At 40.8% G+C, this 17,794-nt stretch carries 18 protein-coding genes and 2 pseudogenes; 6 read left to right on the forward strand and 14 right to left on the reverse strand.

The features are described 5' to 3' along the window. Positions 1–209 precede the first annotated feature (209 nt). The gene (locus NAF01_RS14625; protein WP_250800655.1) at positions 210–890 is read left to right on the forward strand and encodes an EcsC family protein; all 681 of its coding nucleotides are present in this window, start codon (positions 210–212) and stop codon (positions 888–890) included. 336 nt (positions 891–1,226) lie between these two features. On the opposite strand, the gene NAF01_RS14630 is transcribed toward NAF01_RS14625, so the two are convergent. The 4 genes and pseudogenes from NAF01_RS14630 to NAF01_RS14645 all read right to left on the reverse strand — a co-directional run bounded on the left by NAF01_RS14630 (position 1,227) and on the right by NAF01_RS14645 (position 3,528). Beyond that, positions 1,227–1,706, reverse strand: coding sequence for a hypothetical protein (locus NAF01_RS14630; protein WP_250800656.1), 480 nt, complete (start codon positions 1,704–1,706; stop codon positions 1,227–1,229). A gap of 429 nt (positions 1,707–2,135) precedes the next feature. Beyond that, positions 2,136–2,738, reverse strand: a pseudogene (locus NAF01_RS14635) (glycoside hydrolase family 30 protein); the annotation flags it as partial. Positions 2,739–2,854: 116 nt separating this feature from the next. After that, complete coding sequence (locus tag NAF01_RS14640) at positions 2,855–3,046, reverse strand: hypothetical protein (protein ID WP_048008527.1); 192 nt, start codon at positions 3,044–3,046, stop codon at positions 2,855–2,857. A 35-nt stretch (positions 3,047–3,081) separates the two neighbouring features. Then, a complete protein-coding gene (locus NAF01_RS14645) occupies positions 3,082–3,528 on the reverse strand; it encodes a YaiI/YqxD family protein (protein ID WP_250800657.1) in 447 nt (148 codons plus the stop codon). A gap of 812 nt (positions 3,529–4,340) precedes the next feature. On the opposite strand from NAF01_RS14645, the gene NAF01_RS14650 reads away from it, so the two are divergent. Continuing rightward, on the forward strand, positions 4,341–5,384 hold the full coding sequence (locus NAF01_RS14650; protein ID WP_250800658.1) for a GIY-YIG nuclease family protein: 1,044 nt from the start codon (positions 4,341–4,343) through the stop codon (positions 5,382–5,384). Between the two features lie 15 nt (positions 5,385–5,399). On the opposite strand, the gene bioA is transcribed toward NAF01_RS14650, so the two are convergent. Further along, the gene (gene bioA, locus NAF01_RS14655) at positions 5,400–6,761 is read right to left on the reverse strand and encodes an adenosylmethionine--8-amino-7-oxononanoate transaminase (protein ID WP_250800659.1); all 1,362 of its coding nucleotides are present in this window, start codon (positions 6,759–6,761) and stop codon (positions 5,400–5,402) included. Next, complete coding sequence (gene bioD, locus NAF01_RS14660) at positions 6,754–7,458, reverse strand: dethiobiotin synthase (protein ID WP_350457438.1); 705 nt, start codon at positions 7,456–7,458, stop codon at positions 6,754–6,756. The genes bioA and bioD overlap by 8 nt, the downstream gene beginning before the upstream one ends. 110 nt (positions 7,459–7,568) lie before the next feature. Between bioD and NAF01_RS14665 the strand changes: the two genes are divergently transcribed. After that, positions 7,569–8,150, forward strand: coding sequence for a biotin transporter BioY (locus tag NAF01_RS14665; RefSeq protein WP_250800660.1), 582 nt, complete (start codon positions 7,569–7,571; stop codon positions 8,148–8,150). Between the two features lie 68 nt (positions 8,151–8,218). On the opposite strand, the gene NAF01_RS14670 is transcribed toward NAF01_RS14665, so the two are convergent. Beyond that, entirely contained in the window at positions 8,219–9,271 is a 1,053-nt protein-coding gene (locus tag NAF01_RS14670) for a tetratricopeptide repeat protein (RefSeq protein WP_250800661.1), read from the reverse strand. Between the two features lie 187 nt (positions 9,272–9,458). Between NAF01_RS14670 and NAF01_RS14675 the strand changes: the two genes are divergently transcribed. Both NAF01_RS14675 and NAF01_RS14680 read left to right on the forward strand, forming a co-directional pair. Continuing rightward, the gene (locus tag NAF01_RS14675; protein ID WP_250800662.1) at positions 9,459–9,962 is read left to right on the forward strand and encodes a DinB family protein; all 504 of its coding nucleotides are present in this window, start codon (positions 9,459–9,461) and stop codon (positions 9,960–9,962) included. A gap of 271 nt (positions 9,963–10,233) precedes the next feature. Then, positions 10,234–11,073, forward strand: coding sequence for an isocitrate lyase/PEP mutase family protein (locus NAF01_RS14680; protein WP_250800663.1), 840 nt, complete (start codon positions 10,234–10,236; stop codon positions 11,071–11,073). Positions 11,074–11,199: 126 nt separating this feature from the next. On the opposite strand, the gene NAF01_RS14685 is transcribed toward NAF01_RS14680, so the two are convergent. Continuing rightward, positions 11,200–11,889, reverse strand: a complete 690-nt coding sequence (locus tag NAF01_RS14685) for a DUF3231 family protein (RefSeq protein ID WP_250800664.1) — start codon at positions 11,887–11,889, stop codon at positions 11,200–11,202. A 69-nt stretch (positions 11,890–11,958) separates the two neighbouring features. Further along, positions 11,959–12,423 carry a hypothetical protein gene (locus NAF01_RS14690; RefSeq protein WP_048008518.1) on the reverse strand — a complete coding sequence of 155 codons (465 nt, stop codon included), beginning with the start codon at positions 12,421–12,423 and terminating at the stop codon, positions 11,959–11,961. 131 nt (positions 12,424–12,554) lie between these two features. Here NAF01_RS14690 and NAF01_RS14695 point away from each other — a divergent pair. Next, a pseudogene (locus tag NAF01_RS14695) lies at positions 12,555–12,920 on the forward strand (Rrf2 family transcriptional regulator); the annotation flags it as partial. 264 nt (positions 12,921–13,184) lie between these two features. Here NAF01_RS14695 and NAF01_RS14700 read toward each other — a convergent pair. From NAF01_RS14700 to NAF01_RS14720, 5 genes are read right to left on the reverse strand one after another with little or no spacing between them, the layout of a single operon-like run. Next, positions 13,185–14,126, reverse strand: coding sequence for a branched-chain amino acid ABC transporter permease (locus tag NAF01_RS14700; protein ID WP_434964685.1), 942 nt, complete (start codon positions 14,124–14,126; stop codon positions 13,185–13,187). Between the two features lie 53 nt (positions 14,127–14,179). After that, complete coding sequence (locus NAF01_RS14705) at positions 14,180–15,049, reverse strand: branched-chain amino acid ABC transporter permease (protein ID WP_048008517.1); 870 nt, start codon at positions 15,047–15,049, stop codon at positions 14,180–14,182. Positions 15,050–15,069: 20 nt separating this feature from the next. Beyond that, complete coding sequence (locus NAF01_RS14710) at positions 15,070–15,774, reverse strand: ABC transporter ATP-binding protein (protein WP_048008516.1); 705 nt, start codon at positions 15,772–15,774, stop codon at positions 15,070–15,072. Beyond that, positions 15,752–16,525: an ABC transporter ATP-binding protein gene (locus NAF01_RS14715; protein WP_250800665.1), complete on the reverse strand. Its 774-nt coding sequence runs from the start codon at positions 16,523–16,525 to the stop codon at positions 15,752–15,754. The genes NAF01_RS14710 and NAF01_RS14715 overlap by 23 nt, the downstream gene beginning before the upstream one ends. Before the next feature lie 39 nt (positions 16,526–16,564). Then, positions 16,565–17,743 (reverse strand): substrate-binding domain-containing protein, encoded by a 1,179-nt coding sequence (locus NAF01_RS14720; RefSeq protein WP_434964686.1) that lies wholly within the window; start codon positions 17,741–17,743, stop codon positions 16,565–16,567. Between the last annotated feature and the right edge of the window lie 51 nt (positions 17,744–17,794).

The raw sequence follows: 17,794 nt of genomic DNA on the forward strand, positions 1-17,794 counted from the left end.
GTAACATCTCGTAAATATTAACAAGTACCTATTACAGTACTCATTCTGAAATATCCACTTTTTAGTATCATTCAATCTATTCTAGCTCCAACAAATAATTTGTTTAATTCCTACTATGTAATAGTATTCATCCGAAAAAAAAGTAATTTTCACAAATAGTTTTATAGTATAATATTACCATAACTTTCATAAGGGAAAGGTGAGTAAATTTGTCTAAAACCAAATCCTTAACACACGACGCAATAATGAAAGCATTAGATTGGTCTTATGATAAAGCAATTAATGGTGGTGTACCTGGAATGGACACAGCCATAGAATTAGCTGATAGTTACTTACAAAAGAGTGGGAACTTAGATGAAAAAGTTAAAAGTTTAATTCTATGGCAAAACACCAAAAGTGCTACTAGTGGATTTTTAACAGGTTTAGGAGGACTTATTACATTACCTGTTGCTGTACCCACTAATATAACTAGTGTTATTTTAGTTCAAATGAGAATGGTTGCTGCAATTGCACATATGGGTGGTTATGATGTGAAAGATGATCAAGTTAAATCATTTGTGTATGCCTGTTTAGCTGGCAATGGTGCAAAAGATCTTCTTAAAAATGCAGGTGTCCAGATAGGGAAAAAACTTGCTGTTACCGGTATTAAAAAAATCCCATTCGAAGTAATTAAAAAAATCAACCAAGCTGTAGGCTTTCGTTTACTAACAAAATTTGGAGAAAAAGGAGTAATAAACTTAGGTAAAATGGTTCCTTTAGCAGGAGGAATTATTGGCGGTACCGTAGATGCTGTTGCTACAAATACTATAGGAAATGTAGCTTTCAAACTGTTTATTAAAGAGCAAAGCTATCAAAGCAATGACGAACCCGATATTATTGATATGTTATAGAAGGGGTGGGTTCTGTTCTGGCGTTTCACTATGAACACTAGAACCGTCCCTCTGCTACTATGTCACCTTAATAAAGAACATAAAGAAACAGCCCCACAAAAATTTTCAAAGGCTGCTTAATTTTATTATATTAGTTATCTTAGATCTAATCTCAGAGTCTACTACTAATACAATGTTATCTAACTTCTCTACCATTATACCTGGCACCTTGGCAGCACTAATTATGTCCTTTCTCTTACCATCCGGTGGAACTTAAAATTAAACTTTTCTCTCATTTTTGTAAACAGGACCTCCCCACAAATTTCACAAAAATTAAGAGAGAAGAATTATTTTTACTTATTCAATAAACCAGCTTCCATATGGTACAAATGTGGCTGCATCAGCAATTCGCAGTCCATGTGGAGGAATATCTGTAAGCGTTCTTCCGGTGCCGGCAACTACGCTAATCTCCAGTTTGCCACCTGCTGGTCTTCCTTCAATTGCTTCATAGTCACCCTTCGAACTCACTTTTATAAAGGGAAACAAATTAACTGTTATTGCTACATTATATACTCTGCACTTATTACCAGGAATCGTTTCTTTAGGAAAAGAAGCTAACGTTTTTTCCTTAATATTACTAGCGGACGGAAGCATAATTGTGGTGGTTAAATCAGGTCTGCATTCTTCAACAATAACGCTCGCTTGAAACGATTGATTGGAGTGATTTTTAATAGTAATGACAATTCTGTCATTCACAAGGTTCCCTTGATTTAAAGCAGGGATATGAATCGGACCATAACTTACAGTTAGTCCTTTCCGATTTTCGCAGCTAAGCATTTTACATTCCTTCTTTTCATTTAAATAATAAACTATTGATTATTTTTTGATTTGTGATTACTCGAGGACTGTATTTTTGTTCTACCAATTTATGTCCTTCTAGTTTATTGATCAAATGCTGCTAAGGAGTAATAATTCCTAAATTAAATTCCAACACCAGAAATAATCGTTATCTCTTTTTCTGTTATTCTTCTTATTATTTAATGCAAATATCTATGTTTTGTATAAGGCATTTTCCTAGCTGAAGGCACATTTTTTATCAAACTATCTTTTGCTTGTCTCAGCTCACTCAATTTTGTATTCTCTAGTGACACTACTTTACTAGCTGTTTAAAGTGTGTATTACCATATCTTCTAAAGTGGAATTTCTTTTTTTACTTTAAAGAAAAGGGGCCCTGTCCGCTTTTAAATCCCCCGGGATCAGGCCCTTTCATTCGATAACCGTCTCTACAGAATGCTCCCGAAGAACAAGCATCATACTTTTACCCCCAAGGGATATAGATACTTCTTCTCTACTGTCATTCTCATTCATCAATACCGCAACCGTTTCACCATTGATATTTTCAAAGGCGGTGGCCAATAGGCGGTTTTTCGATGCCTGGCTGCCAATTCGCCTGGCTCCAGGCTTAATGAACTTGCTGAAATGCCCAATATAATAGTAGGAGCTGTTATAGTGCACCTCATCCTTCTTCGTATCCACAATCACCGGCGCATCGCAATAGTTCCCCACATGATTCGGTCCGCCTTCTTCATTCAGCACGAGATTCCAGTCAATCCATGCTTCAAGGTGATTGTTCAAGTCTCCGATGATGTTTCGGCCATACCTTTCTCCCGTATGCCATTCACCTGGCTGAAGACCGCCTTCGATGCACCCTTCTGTGAATATTAAGTGCTTGTCAGGGAAAGCATTGTGCACCTTAGAGAGATTCTCAAATTCCTCAGACACATACCAATGGACTCCAGTTCCCCACACATATTTAGCTGCATCTGGATCGGACAGGACGGCTTGGGCTCTCTCGAAAATGACATTACGCAGTATCGTTGTACTGCGTAGCAACCCACTTCATAATTTGGTCACTAACTTAATCCACTTATAACCATCCAGCATTTATAACAGAATTTTTAGTAAGTATCATTAGATATAAGAGTCTACTTTTTGGGCTGATCAAGTGCTTGGTAAGCTACCTGATACTTTCCTCCATCCGCAACTTCTGAATGGTACAAGGCCTTGAGGGCATTGTTTTTCTCAAGACCATGCTCAGCCTTCAGTTCTTTAAAGCGTGTATGGAGTTCTTTATTTTCCTTTATTAGTTGTTGCATTTGCGATTTTAAATACTTCAAAATATTTAGCTCCTTTCTGAATCTCTAAGTTTAGCTTAAATTTTACGTGAAATAACCTGTTTAAAAAGATCCCTAAATTGCTCCCGGTCTTCTGCTGTAAAAGGCTTTGGTCCCTTTGTTCGCTGTCCGCTTTTTCTAGCCATTGCACTTAAATAACGTGTTTGTAATAATTGGTCAATATTTTCATTTGTATATTTAAATCCTTTATGGTGGAGGACGATAATTCCTTTTGCTAAACCTAGTGACGCAAGACCATAATCTTGCGTCACGATAATATCTCCTTTTTCCACTAACTTCACAATCCGATAATCTGCAGCATCTGCTCCAGAATCAACATAAATGGTTTTCACTCCTGATGGCTGTTCTGCATTAGAAAAATGAGAAAAGCTTGTAACAAGGATAACCGGAATTTCAAAATCCCTTGCTTCTGTAATAATAATATCTTTCACCGGACAAGCATCTGCATCCACATAAATTTTCATCTTTCCCTCCTGTTAAAAAGTTCGACTTACTATTTAACTTAATCTTTTTCAACTATAAAAGAGGCTGGTGACATTTGTTTAAAAATAATCAAGAGTTCTTCCTTTTGCTGTATTTTTCTATCCTCATATTATACTTTATAGAATTTTGTTGGCAAATGGTCGTTCAATGGCCTACAAAAAACGCAGGGACGGTTCTCTTGTTTCTCTTTCAATGTATAAACGTGCGAACCGTCCTCTTGTTTCCGGAAGGTATAACTTAACTTATTAGTGCTTACAATAAATGTTACTTCAACATCTCTAATTTTTAATGAGGTGAACAAATGGGTGTAATAGGGGTAATACCTCTTTTGATTGGTTTAGTATTTTTATACGTTGGATTCGTTTATACCAGAAAAAAGCACGAGAATATGGATATTGTGCCGGATGCCGATTCAATTATCGGTGTAATAGTGATTACTATAGGTGCATTTATATTAAGACTTTTGCCGTATAAAGTCGCTAAAACTTTGATCTTTATTCTCGCTTTCATTTGTTTTTATTATAGTTATTATTTTTTCACGAACTAACACTACCTCTCACTTTAAAAGTAATGTTGTCACAAAAAACAAGCCTAATTCTTCGCTAGACAAATGAAGGATTTAGGCTTGTTTTTATTAAAAGGCAATATTATGGGCAACACCAAAATCAGAGAAATAGCTATGAAATCCCATCCCATGATAAAATACTAAATATATATTCTAGTAAAGGAATGAATGGCTATTAATCTCCCTGACAAGGTGAAAAACCTGCCCTTAACTCCAGGCGTATATCTGATGAAGGATTCGCAGGGTCAAATTCTGTATGTAGGGAAGGCGAAAAATCTAAAGAACCGGGTTCAGTCTTATTTCAGGGCCTCCAACAATCATTCTCCCAAGATTAAAAAGTTGGTCAAACACTTAAGGGATTTTGACTATATCCTGACAGATACTGAATTCGAGGCTTTTATGCTTGAATGCCAATTAATTAAAAACATTAAGCCGCTCTATAATCGAATGATGAAGAGTCCGCAGTCATTCATTTATATCTCGATCAGCCTTTCCGGCAATCACCGTAAAATTGATATAACCTTTAATCCTATTGAAAATGACGGCAAGGTTTATTTTGGCCCTTTTACGAGCCGAAGAAATGTGGAACGAGCTCTCCGGGGGTTAAAGGACTGCTTTAAGCTGAACTGCAGCAATCCCAATGGAACGAACTCCACCTGCCTGAATTATTCCTTAGGCTCCTGCCTTGGCCGGTGTCTTGGCGGGCCTGCAGAACAGCAGTACAATGTCATCCTGGAGAGGTTTATCGGTTTTCTGAAAGGCACTGACATGAGTATCCTGGAGGACATGAATCAGATGATGCTGAATGCCTCTGAAGCATTTAATTTTGAAGCCGCCTCCGCCTATCGGGATCATATACAGGCAGTAAGCTCCCTGTTAAAAAAAGAAAAAGTGATCGAATTCACTGAAGAAAATCATAATATCGCTGCGATCGAAAGATTAACAGATTCAGTGATTAAACTTTTCCTTATAAAAAGGACGGAGATTCTGTTCAGCCACAGCTTTGCAGCAGCACACAGCATGGAGGAAATAATAAAAACGAACATTTTAGCTTATTTTAAAAAAGATGAAGCAAATGCTACCGAAGACATTAGCAGACATGAAATCGATGCAGCGCATATTATTTACCGTTATTTACACAGCGGCAGCTGCTCTTATCTCATTATTCCAGAAAGCTGGCTGGAATCTGAGAATCATTCCACCCTGGATCTGGCACTGGAGGATTTACTAAATAGCCCTCAACACTTACAGCCCCCTATATTAAATGAATAAGGGGGCTGTTTCCAATCAAACAAACGACTTTTCTTTTTCAGTCACGGCTACAATTGAATCTTTCATGATTTGTATCATTTTCCTGATTTGATCATCAGTACTTGCCAGAGGCGGCATAAAGACGATTACATCCCCAAGCGGTCTAGTCAGCATGCCTCTTTTTCTCATTTCCAGTGTTGAATGATACCCCATTCGGCTTTCCCATGGGAAAGGCTTCCCTGTTTCTTTATCCTGAACCAGCTCAATGCCGCACATCAGTCCCACTTGGCGGATGTCTCCCACATGTTTGAGGCTTTTTAATGCAGCTAATTCAGATTGAATGACTTCTGCTTTTCTTGCAGCCTGTTCTACCAGGTTTTCTTTTTCATAGATTTCCAGGTTAGCCAAGGCGACTGCACATCCGAGCTGATTGCCTGTATAGGAATGCCCATGGAAGAAGGTTTTCATTTCTTCATATTCCCCGTAAAACTCATGATAAATTTCCTCTGTCGTAAGTGTGGCAGCAAGCGGAAGATAACCGCCTGTGATCCCTTTCGCAACGGTCATGATATCCGGCTGAACGCTTTCATGCTCAACTGCAAACATCTTTCCTGTCCGGCCAAAGCCTGTCGCTACCTCATCCGCAATTAAAAGGATATTAAATTCACGGCATAGCTCTTCTACCCCTTTAAGATAGCCAGCAGGCATGACATTCATGCCGCCTGCTCCCTGGATAAGCGGTTCGAGTGTTATGGCTGCAATTTCTTCATGATTTTCACGAAAAATGGCTCTCAGCTCTGTTAATGCCCTGTCTTTAACTTCTGCTTCACCTGAATAGGGACTCCGGTATTGGAGAGGAAAAGGAGCTTTTAAGGTTGGAAACATTAAGGATCCATACACGCGGTGGAATAAATCAACATTCCCGATACTAATGGCTCCAATGGTATCTCCATGATAATTGTTCGTGAGCGTGACGAATTTCTTTTTCTTTTGTTTCCCTTTATTTTGCCAATATTGATAGGCCATTTTAATGGCGATTTCTGCGGATGTTGCCCCGGAATCAGAATAGAATACCCGCTGCAAATTTTCCGGTGTAATCTCGATAAGCTTCTCAGCAAGACGGATGGCAGGTACATTCACTGCTCCTAAAAGTGTGGAATGAGCGATTAAATCAAGCTGCTCCATTATTGCCTCATTCAATTCCGTTTTCCGGTGGCCGTGCACATTTAGCCAAAGTGAGGAGTAGCCATCCAAATATTCTTTCCCATCAATATCCTTCAGAATGATCCCTTCCCCGCTTTCAATGATCAGCGGATCCCTCTCATAATCAGTCATTTGTGTAAACGGAAGCCATAGATGCTTCATGCTGCTTTCTAACAGATTTGCCTGTTCATTCATTACTGTCCACCTCCATCAGCTTTGAAAATAGATGGTCAAGCATTTCTGAATCACCAAAGGCGGATAATGGATTTTCTAAATAGGGGATCATCCCTAAAACAGGAACCCTGGTCATAAGCTCAATCATTCGTATGTTGTCCTGCTCAACCTTTGTATCCACTATTGTCATCTGATTCATGATAACGCCGATCACATGTATCCCTTCTTGTTTTAACCTTTCAGCGGTCAGAACGGTGTGGTTGATTGTGCCTACCCCGGTCCTTGCCACAATCACAACTGGAGCAGACAGTTCTTTCATTAAATCAAGCATGCTGTATCCATCGTCCCTTAAAGGAACGAAGACTCCGCCAGCGCCTTCTATTAATACAAATTCATTATCCCTTGACAGCCGCTGATAATGCTCAATGATCTTATCAATCTCGATTTCTATTTCCTCTTCCCTTGCGGCCAAATGCGGGGAACATGGTTTTTTTAATATATATGTAGTGGAAGCGGCTAATTCCGGATTGGCCAGTTTATAAAACTCCACATCAGGTGCGCAAAGCACGCCATCAATGATTTCAGCACCACTTTGCACGGGCTTATATGCAGCCGCCTGGATGTCTTTCTTTTTTAAATACGCTAAAAGAAGAGCGGCAGCTGTCGTTTTTCCTGCGTCAGTATCTGTGCCTGTAATAAAGAGACTTCTAATAACTATTCCTCCTTTTAAATGTTAACCATATTTACAAATAAGTTAACATATGAGAATATTATATTCAACTTATTGTTAACCTAAAATATTTTTGGTTAACATAAAAGGAGGTTCATATGAAAGGTTTAAAGACTCAAGATTTGGTTCTTTGCGGTCTTTTTGCGGCTTTGATGGGTGTGGGCGCAAATCTATCCCCATTTCTCATGATCGGGAGTGTTCCTATTACTTTGCAGCTTCTCTTTGCTATTTTAGCCGGGGCAGTGTTAGGGAGCAGAAAAGGATCCATTGCTATGCTGGTCTATGTGTTTGTCGGTTTAATAGGTGCACCTGTTTTTGCACAGTTTAAAGGAGGGCCTGCCCAGTTATTAAGCCCGACCTTTGGCTTTGTGCTGTCTTTTGTTGCTGTTGCCTATGTTGCTGGAAAATGGGTTGGGGATTCTCAGCTGATTAAACCAAAGCTTTATTTTATGGCAGGAACTTTAAGCCTTTTTTGCAACTACATAATTGGAACCAATTGGATGTATTTTGCTCTTCTACTTTGGGCAGATGCACCGGCAGGATTTAGCTACGGTATGGCCTGGGGCTGGATGCTTGCCTATTTTCCTCTCGACCTGGCTGTAACAGCTTTGTCCTTCTTCCTTGTTCCAAAACTAAAACAAGCACTTAGAAGGACACATCATCTTAACACCGAGATGTGACAGTCCTTAAAAAAAGCCTAATGAGCGGTTTTAAATTACCGCTCATTAGGCTCCTCATTCATGCATTTTCAGTTCACATACTCATTCGCAAAAGCATCATCCACCCTGAAGAGAACGGTAAATGGATGGGTTCCATTATAATAATAAGCAGTCTCTCCCCTGTGTTCCGTTACATCAATCATCTCAGGCATATCCCGTAATTTTGCCCTGAGTCTTTCTATGGATTTGGTGAAGGTGCTCTTTTTTACCTCTCCATCACGCCCCGTTCTTCCGAAGAAGTTCCGCATAGTAATTCTCGTACTTGGATTTTCTTTGCTGGAGCACAGCATGAAATGTCTGACCATATTCGCATCGGTTGGAGTGATGATGGCATCCTGACCATTAAGTAATAGTATATTTTCACGGTCGTTAAAGTACAGGACCAGCTCACCTGCTTCATTGTTTTCAAAGAGGTGTTCACAAGCATCCTTTGAACAGGTTTCCGTTTTATTTTTGGTCATTTTGTAGAAGGCGTGGTTATGCAGGTAGGTTTCATTGGCTGATATTGCTTCAAATAATGGGGACAGCTCTGCGTTCGGGAGCTGATCCAGATATGGGAGTTTTCCCACCGTTTCATAGGTCTCGCCCGCAACATGCAGCCCGCTGTTGGCCAAATACATATGGGCGTGGAGTTCCTGCTGCTGATTGAGGCTGTATCTTGGGTCACCTGAGAGCTGCTGACTTAGGGACTGCTGGAAATAGCGGACAGCTGAACCGTATTTGCCGTGTTTATAGGCGAGGCAGCCAAGACGGTAATACGCTATTGGAAGCTTTTGTTCCACTCTAATTGCCTTGAGGAGTGACTCTACAGCATCCCCGTCATCTCTGAAGTGATTCATTTTTAAGTAGGTTCCATATTTAATTAGATGGGATATCAGCAGTTTTTTCGTTTGCTGAAGGGCGTTGTCATAATAGGGGCCATTATTTCTGGCGAGATTTGTAAGCTTTTTATACATCGTTTCATAGAGGATCACCAGCTGCATGTAATAGCCGTAATCGCTTTTTTCCCCATTTTCATGCAGATCGTGTTCCAGCTCTTCCAGAGCGTCGAGGGTTAAGTCTTTTATCTTTAAAGTTCTCATCTTTACACCCCTATCTTTTAAAACCTGACACTTTTCACTATATAGAAATAAGCGGCCCGTTTCGCGCGAAGATTGTCGAATGAATTGTGAAAATTTTGTATCAATTATAAGCCTATTAAGAAGATGAACATCTTGAAAAATACGAACAAACGTTTTATAATTTATCCAATGAACGGAGGAATGCTTTATGTACGTTACAGTCACAGATTTTATTAAAGAATGGAACAGAGAAGCAATGCTGACGCAAAAGGTACTGGACGGTTTAACAGATGACTCTTTAAAGCAGCAGGTCTATCCTGAAGGACGCACCTTAGGGCGTATTGCCTGGCATTTCACCACGAATATTCCTGATTATTTATCTCATTTCGGAGTAAAAATGCAGAGAGCTGAAAATGAAGAAAATGTCCCCTCTTCTGCCAAAGAAATTGCGGATACATTTAAAAAGCTGAGTGAGGAAGCGGAACTGGCGATCGAACAGCAATGGACAGATGACTCATTGAGCCAGACACAGAAGGCATTTGGAAGAGAGGAAACCAATGCTCAAATTTTGATGGGCTTAATTAAACACATTGTGCATCATCGCGGCCAATTGACCATTCTCATCCGCCAGGCAGGGTTAAAGCCTTTTGGGGTTTATGGTCCGTCAAAAGAGAATTGGGTTAATTTAGGCGTTGCAAATCCGCCGCAATAATACGCTCGAGATTGCCGAGCGTTTTTCTTGGTTTCTGGATAAATGGCTATCTAAGCAGCGCTCTCTACTTCCCTTTTTTCAAAGTGAGATCTTAGGGATCATCCAGAGTTTTCAAGCCCTCCGAACATCTACTTAAGAGGGCATCCACTGCGGTTTCAATTGAGAAATCAATATGCATTTCATATTTCGATGATATTGAATTATTTAGCCTTTACTATAGAAAATGAAGCAATAAATTCTTTAACCAAAACAGGAAAAGGAGCTTAATTCTATGAGTAGCAAAGAACAATCATTAAAGGCAAATACCTTTCACCGCTTACATCAGCAATCATCCACCTTTGTTTTGCCAAACGCATGGGATGTAATCAGTGCAAAGATGTTTGAAGAATGCGGCTTTAAAGCGATTGGAACAACAAGTGCTGGTATTGCTGCTTCTTTGGGGTACTTGGATGGGCAAAGTATACCTCTTAACAAAATGGTTGAAACGATTGAAAATATCGCTAAATCAGTAAATGTTCCTGTGAGCGCAGACATTGAGGCAGGTTATGGAGTGACTGTTGAAGAAGTATTGGAGACGGTAAAAGCAGTCGCTGCTGCTGGAGCTATCGGGATAAATCTGGAGGACGGTACAGGTGATCCTGACAGTCCAATATTTGATATTTCATCTCAAGAGGAAAAAATAACAGCTATCAAAGAACTTTCAGAATCCAGCAATATGCGGTTATTTATTAATGCACGAACAGATCTATATTGGTTAAATGCAGGGGATTCTTCAACGCGTTTACGAGAAGCTGTAAAACGGGCAAAAGCCTATCAGGATGCAGGGGCTGATTGCATTTTCATTCCTGGCTTAACTGATAGGAAGAGTATTAAAAAAATTAGAGAGGAAGTTTCTTGTCCTATCAACTTATTGGTTGACCCAGAGATGCCTACTATATCAGAGCTATCTGAAATCGGAATCGAAAGGCTTAGCTGTGGATCCGGCCCATTTAGAGCGACCTTAACCTATTTACGGTCTATCGGTGAAGAGATTGTAAACAACCAGACCTTTCATCAAATGACAAATGGCGATGTTCTTTCTTATAGGAGGTTAACTGAATTCATTCAATAAGAACTTGTAATACCCAACAACAAAATGATGAATGTTAAGAAGCCGATTTTCCTATTATCATGAAATCGGCTTTTTGTTCACTCTCATAACTTTTCGGGGATGTTTTAGGCTGTTTGACTCAAATTATTAACTATCAATTGACCTATTGGCTACAGGCGGCTCATTAAGCCAGTCTTTCCGCACCAATAACTTAAACCCTTGCGCTGAATAGCTTTCCACCTGGTCAATTAATTCCTTTAGTCTTTTCACGTGACTTTTTTTATAACTTGAAACCACAGCAGTTTGCAGATTGCCTATTCCGATGGGGTTCAAGAACATGATTAAGTTAGCCATTAGTTTATCTGAAAATGGGGATTTATTCACCTTATAAACGTGAGCCTCCAGTCCAGTGGTTGTCGGCACTCCGTTTTCTCTGTATATTTCTGATAAAACATCAACTTGATGGTATGACAATTTGGTTCCATCCTCTAAAAAACTCTTTGTATCTTCATCCTTTGCGACATCCGAAAAAGCAGTACATAAAGCTAAACCAACATTATTACATTGAAAGGAACCAAACATACTTGCTAATTCAACAGCATTAAGCGGCCTCTGCTGGGTTGATGCCACTTTGAATAGCTTGCTCTCTCTGTCTTCAGCATTTTTGTATGAAAAAGGCCTGTTTTGGAGTAAACCCTTTTGCTCCAGCAAATTTAAAATAGAAATATCCATTTGCATTAACTTATTGAGAATTTCTTTAAAGAAATTCTTAACCTTTGGGACGGTTAAGTCTGTATATTGAAAATTATTTTCTTTTCTTAGTTTGTAAATGAACATGGTAATTATTCATTATACAGTGACTAAACAGCTTACTTAAAGTGCTTAACAATAAGATGGCTGCCCTGGTTAAAATGGTTCGAAGTGTTTTTTTCTTATTATCTTCATTAAAATAACGCCCACACTGACACCTGGTATAACGCACAATATCGGAAGCCAAATAGGTCCTAATAGTACTCCAAAAAGCTTAAAGGTAGAGGAATACATACACCCCACTGTAACAAAGTAAGCTGAAGACACAAACGGAAGAAAAGAATAACTATTTTTTCCTCCTCCCGCATCTTTAAAGGAATCCCACATAGCAAAAAAATACAAACAAGGGTAAAACATCAGCCACAAATAATCGGTTTCTGCAATTGCCTTTTCAATATCTCCATGAAAACTTGAAATAATGACCCCATTGAAATTCGCTTGTACATTTATAAGGAACTCTAAAAATACAATAACCATTCCCTTTATCAATTTTCCATTTAAAAATTGCCCAAAACCAGGAAGTGCAATACTCCATAATAGCCTTTCTATAGATGTCTCCATTCTATTCAAGCTCCTTGCCATGTCTCTTATATGTGTCCTTTTAAGAGCATACATCTATTAATTGACTGAAGTTAACATTCACTATAACTCAGTACCACACTTATTAGTATGTAAGCACACTTCTCAAACTAAAGATATTCAGTAAATTATCTAAGAACGAAATTGTTAGTTCAGTCCCTGGAGTTAAGGGTGGTTATAAACTCGCTAAATCTCCAGAAGAAATATCTTTTTGGGATGTAATTGAAGCAGTTGAAGGTCCCAAGCCAATTTTTCAATGTAAAAACATTAAAGATAATGGTTATTTGTATAGAGAAAATATCTGCTCTTCAGGTACCTCCACTTGTACCATCAATTTAGTTATGCTCTCAGCCGAAGAAAAAATGCGTGATTTCCTGCGCAGTAAATCACTTTCATGGTTAAATGAAGAGCTGGATCGTGTCTTGCCAAATCAAACACGTGAAGAAACCCGGAAATATTTTTCTAAGAGCAGCCTATAATACCAGCCTCTCCTGAAATCCCTTGATTTTGATGGAGAGGTTTATTCTTTTTCTATGTTCTGATGATAACAATGACCGCTTCAATAGCCTGATCCGCATTGGGCTTATTAGCTCTCATCAGCTTAAGAACGTTTTTTCACAACATTAAAGATAATAGTTTTGATATTAACCCCACTTTCAATATCCCGAAAAAATAAGTGTTTTTGCAATTAATAAAAAACCTTACCCATGATGGCAAGGTTTCCAGAATCATCTTATCCCACACTATGCAGCCCTCTCCATATTCCTTTTCTTCTTCTCCCTCCTCCCCTTTTTCAAGGTGAACTTTTTAATAACTCCTGCCAAACCGGAAGGGAACCCAAGGAGCACCACTATATATAAGAATCCGAGGATAATCGTCCATCGTTCAAAGATGGGGAAAGTCATCGCAAGCTCAGAAAGATAATGTCTTAAAAATTCGATGATCCCCGCTCCTGCTACGGCACCAGCCAGGGTTCCCATTCCCCCGATCATCGTCATTAAGAGAGCATCAAGGGTAACTTCAATTGAAAAGACATTGGTATTAATGAACCGTAGTGACACTGCATAAAGTGCGCCGCTTAAGGAAGCTGCCACTCCAGCCGTCACGCTGGCAATCAGTTTATAATGAAGTGTTTGATACCCCAGTGCTTCTGCACGATATTCATTCTGGGAAATGGCTTTTAGCACCTTTCCAGTGGACGATTCTGTAAAAAGCTTCAGCAGGATGAAAACAACGGCTACACTAATGAGTGTAATGTAATAGAAAGAAGTACGGTCTTTGAATACGTCAGGCACACTGAAGGTAAAACCGTCTCCGCCATGCGTCAGTCCCCTCCATTTCTCTGCCAGTACAAGAAAGAGCTGTGATACTGCCAGTGTCAGCATCGCATAAAAGTGGCTTTTGAGCCTTAGTGATAATAAACCAATGATATAGCTAACCAGAGCGGATAGGATGATGCCTATAACCAATCCAATTAAAAAGTTTGGCAGAGTTGCATCCAGCTTATTAAAAATGAGAGCCGTGCTGTAAGCGCCGATTCCAAAGAACATGCAATGACCAAAGGAAACAATGCCGGTATACCCTAACAGAATATCAAAGCTCATCGCAAATATGGCAAAAATGAAAATTTGAGTAAGTAAAATCAGTGTGCTTCGGGAGTCGTTAACAAAGGGAAACAGAAGCATGAAAAGCAGAATCGCAAGCCCCCAGTACAGCGGCACTTTATGAAATACACCTCTCATACAGCACTCCCCTTTTCTCCCAGCAGCCCTGTTGGTTTCACCAATAATACGATAGCCAATAGGAGCATATTCAATGCTAGTGACAAATCAGGCATATAATAAGCCATAAACGCTCCCGCTACTCCTACGATCAGGGAAGCCAGTGCAGATCCCTGCAGGCTTCCCATTCCGCCAATGATGACAACAATGAAAGCCAGGATGGCATACTGCATGCCCATTTCCGCAAAAACGACTCCAGAATACGGCGCTAATAGCGCTCCGCCTAAAGCAGCCAATCCGGCACCGAGCAGAAATACGAATGTAAAAAGTCCTTTTACATTGATTCCGAGCGCCTGAACCATTTCCTTATCCAGCACTCCAGCCCTGATCATAAGTCCAATCTGCGTACGGCTGAGCAAAAGCCATAATGCCAGATACAGCAGCAGTCCAACCACAATCACAAACACACGGTATTTTATGATGATGATTCCATCAAACTGATAACTCCCTTCAAGCCACGCTGGCAGGTTTACCCTTATCGGGTTTGGCCCCCAGAAGATTTTGATGCTTTCCGATAATACCAGCATCCCGCCTAATGTAATCAGCAGCTGTCTCACATGATTACCATAGACAGGACGGATCAGGAATCTCTCCAATACCCAGCCCAAGACCATTCCGACAGCAACTGCACCCGCTATCGCTAATAGAAAACTGTTTGTTTCTTTAAAAAACCATGCTCCTGAGAAAGCGCCCCAGACGAATAATCCGCCATGGGCGAAGTTCAATACACTCATCAGTCCAAAGATTAAGGTAAGTCCAGCAGCCAGAAGGAATATCAAAAGCCCAGTTGAAACCCCATTGACCAATAAATTAATAAAGACTTCCATTTCCAGCCCCCCTTCACTGCTTACGCGATGCCCAAGTATTTCTGACAGGTTTCCTTGTCCTCCTTAAGATCCTGCATCAAGCCATCATGGACTATTTTTCCGTCGTCCATAATGTAAAAGTAATCGCCGATTTCACTCGCCATCAGGAAATTCTGCTCCACAAGCAGAATCGTGGTTTTTTCCTTCATTTTCAGAATCGATTCCATCAGCTTTTCAACCATGATCGGCGATAATCCTTTGCTTGGCTCATCAATCAGAAGCAGTCCATCTCCATTGATATACGCCCTGGCAATCGCCAGCATCTGTTTTTGACCGCCGGAAAGCAAACCGCTTTTTTTGCTCCAGAACTTCTTCAAATCCGGGAAGAGCTCCAGCATCCACTCCATTTTTTCCTCTGTCTCACCTGTGCTCTTTGCCTTGGCCAGATTCAGGGTTTCTTCTACTGTCAGCGCACTGAACATTCCCTGATTTTCCGGCACATAGCCGATTCCTTTTCTGGAGATCAGGTGGGTAGGGATTCCGCTGATCTTCTGATCGTGATAATGCACGGAACCCGTGGTGGATGGGTTAAAGCCCATGATGGTGCGCAGTGTTGTCGTTTTGCCTGCGCCATTTCTCCCGAAGAGAACGGTGATGCTTCCCTCTTCCACAGACATGGACACACCCTGAAGAATGTGATATTGACCCAAATAGGTCTCCAGATTATCCAGTTTTAATAGACTCACGGTGGAAACCTCCTAAATATGCCGTCTGAACTCTTTGATCCTTAATAATTTCCTTCGGATTGCCGCTGGCCAGGAGCTCTCCATTGAATAGCACCACAAGAGTATCGGACAGGTGCATGACCATTTCCATTTTGTGTTCGATTAAGACAATCGTGTACAGGCCTTCCTTCTTAATTTTCTCAATCACTTCCAGAATGGCAGGGATCTCTTCAATCGATATGCCTGCTGTCGGTTCATCGAGAAGAAGCAGTTCTGTTTTTAGAGCCAGCAGCATGGCCAGCTCCAGTTTTCGTTTTTCCCCATGTGCCAGATCCTGTGCCAGCACATCTTCCTTCCCGCTTAACATGCACCTCTCCATGGCCGCTTTTGCTTCATCCTGCTGGCGGTTCATGTACGAAAGCCTTGGAAAGATTGAGTAGTAATCTTTACTTGATGATTGGATGGCCAGTCTGATATTTTCGAGCACCGTCAGTTCCGGAAAAATATTGGTGAGCTGGAAGGAACGTCCAATGCCTCTTCTCGCCCGTAAGGGTACAGAGAGCTTAGTTATATTGTCTTTCTTAAAATAAATCTCTCCCTTTGTTGGAGCAATCTGGCCGCTCAGCAGGTTAAAGAGAGTGGTCTTGCCGGCCCCATTTGGACCGATGATCGAAGTCAGCTTCCCTCGCTCTATTTCCATGTTCACATCTTTTATGACATCATGCTCGCCAAAGTAAACAGATAGGCTTTTGGTTTCCAGAATATTTTCCAACTTGACGCACCCTCCTGTATATCTAACTATTCTGAATTTTTATTTGTCATTTCGGATTGGCGGCTCGGTTTCTTCCATATTCAATTCCCTGATCAGGACCGGCACCGGATGATCCACACCATCCTGTTCCTCCAGGGTTACAGCGTACAGGGACTGCAATGCCTGATGATCCTCAGCCCGGAACTTCATCGTTCCTTTCGGTGTCTCAAACTCCATGTTTTCCATTGTGGTGATCAGGCCGTCCACATCTTTATCACCTTCTGTTTTCTTCAGGGCCTCCACAATGGAGATGGCAGCTGTCATTCCGCCGGCTGTAAACAGGTCAGGAATCTCACCGTCAAATTTTTTCTTATGCTCTTCCACCAACCAGTCGTTCACTTCATTATCCGGCAGGGTGTGATAGTAAATGGAAAAGCCTCTCATGCCAATTAGAGAATCCATCGTCTTTAAGGAAGCAATATCCTGCGCCGCAGTGGAAATTTTAATTCCCTGCTCTTCCAGCTGCATATCCTTTAACTGTTTCCATGGGGCATTGGATCCTGCCCAGACGATATAAAGGTAATCAGGCTTTTCATTTATGATGCTTTGAATATTCGCTGTGAAATCAGTGGAATTCGGGTCTGCAAACTGTTCATTCACAATAGTGGCTCCAAGCTTCTCCGCTCCTTCTTTAAAAGCAGCGATTCCTTCCCGTCCATACGCATTATCCTGTGCGAAGGTCGCGATTTTCACATCTTTTTCAGCGATTGCAGCTGCACCGGCAACGGCATCCTGAGATGAATTTCTTCCAGTCCTGAAGATATACTTGTTCCAGTTCTGACCGGTTATGCTATCAGCAACCGCAGGCTCCACCACCATGATCTTTTCGTATTCTTCAGCAAGCGGCAAAACGGCCAGTGTGTCGCCACTGCTTGATGAACCCACTAAGAAATCTACTTCATCCTCTTCCAGAAGCTTGGTTGCTTTTCTTACGGCGACATCAGGTTTTGTTTCCGTATCTTCCACAATGAACTCGACCTTTTTGCCCGCTACTTCCTTGGATCCCTCGGTTGCATAATCGAGCCCCAGTTCAAATCCGGCAACCGTCTGCTTTCCGTACGTCTCGAGTGGACCGGTTAAGGAAGCTAGAACACCAATTTTAACCGTTTCTACATCTGAACTTGCTGTGTCTCCGGAACATCCGGAAGTAATGATAAGAGTGAGTGCAATTCCAAGCATTAATAGTGATTTAAAGCCGTTTAACTTGAATTTCATAGCCATTCCCCCTAT

The organism is Cytobacillus firmus (assembly GCF_023657595.1).
GTDB classification, from domain to species: domain Bacteria; phylum Bacillota; class Bacilli; order Bacillales; family Cytobacillaceae; genus Cytobacillus; species Cytobacillus firmus_B.

Bases quoted from the DNA above. Each gene is read 5' to 3' on its own strand.
- bioA (WP_250800659.1), bottom strand. From the start codon at position 6,761: ATGAATGAACAGGCAAATCTGTTAGAAAGCAGCATGAAGCATCTATGG.
- NAF01_RS14700 (WP_434964685.1), bottom strand. From the start codon at position 14,126: ATGCTTCTGTTTCCCTTTGTTAACGACTCCCGAAGCACACTGATTTTA.
- NAF01_RS14690 (WP_048008518.1), bottom strand. From the start codon at position 12,423: ATGGAGACATCTATAGAAAGGCTATTATGGAGTATTGCACTTCCTGGT.
- NAF01_RS14705 (WP_048008517.1), bottom strand. From the start codon at position 15,049: ATGGAAGTCTTTATTAATTTATTGGTCAATGGGGTTTCAACTGGGCTT.
- NAF01_RS14720 (WP_434964686.1), bottom strand. From the start codon at position 17,743: ATGCTTGGAATTGCACTCACTCTTATCATTACTTCCGGATGTTCCGGA.
- NAF01_RS14670 (WP_250800661.1), bottom strand. From the start codon at position 9,271: ATGAGAACTTTAAAGATAAAAGACTTAACCCTCGACGCTCTGGAAGAG.
- NAF01_RS14675 (WP_250800662.1), top strand. From the start codon at position 9,459: ATGTACGTTACAGTCACAGATTTTATTAAAGAATGGAACAGAGAAGCA.
- NAF01_RS14685 (WP_250800664.1), bottom strand. From the start codon at position 11,889: ATGTTCATTTACAAACTAAGAAAAGAAAATAATTTTCAATATACAGAC.
- NAF01_RS14665 (WP_250800660.1), top strand. From the start codon at position 7,569: ATGAAAGGTTTAAAGACTCAAGATTTGGTTCTTTGCGGTCTTTTTGCG.
- NAF01_RS14650 (WP_250800658.1), top strand. From the start codon at position 4,341: ATGAAGGATTCGCAGGGTCAAATTCTGTATGTAGGGAAGGCGAAAAAT.
- NAF01_RS14680 (WP_250800663.1), top strand. From the start codon at position 10,234: ATGAGTAGCAAAGAACAATCATTAAAGGCAAATACCTTTCACCGCTTA.
- NAF01_RS14645 (WP_250800657.1), bottom strand. From the start codon at position 3,528: ATGAAAATTTATGTGGATGCAGATGCTTGTCCGGTGAAAGATATTATT.
- NAF01_RS14630 (WP_250800656.1), bottom strand. From the start codon at position 1,706: ATGCTTAGCTGCGAAAATCGGAAAGGACTAACTGTAAGTTATGGTCCG.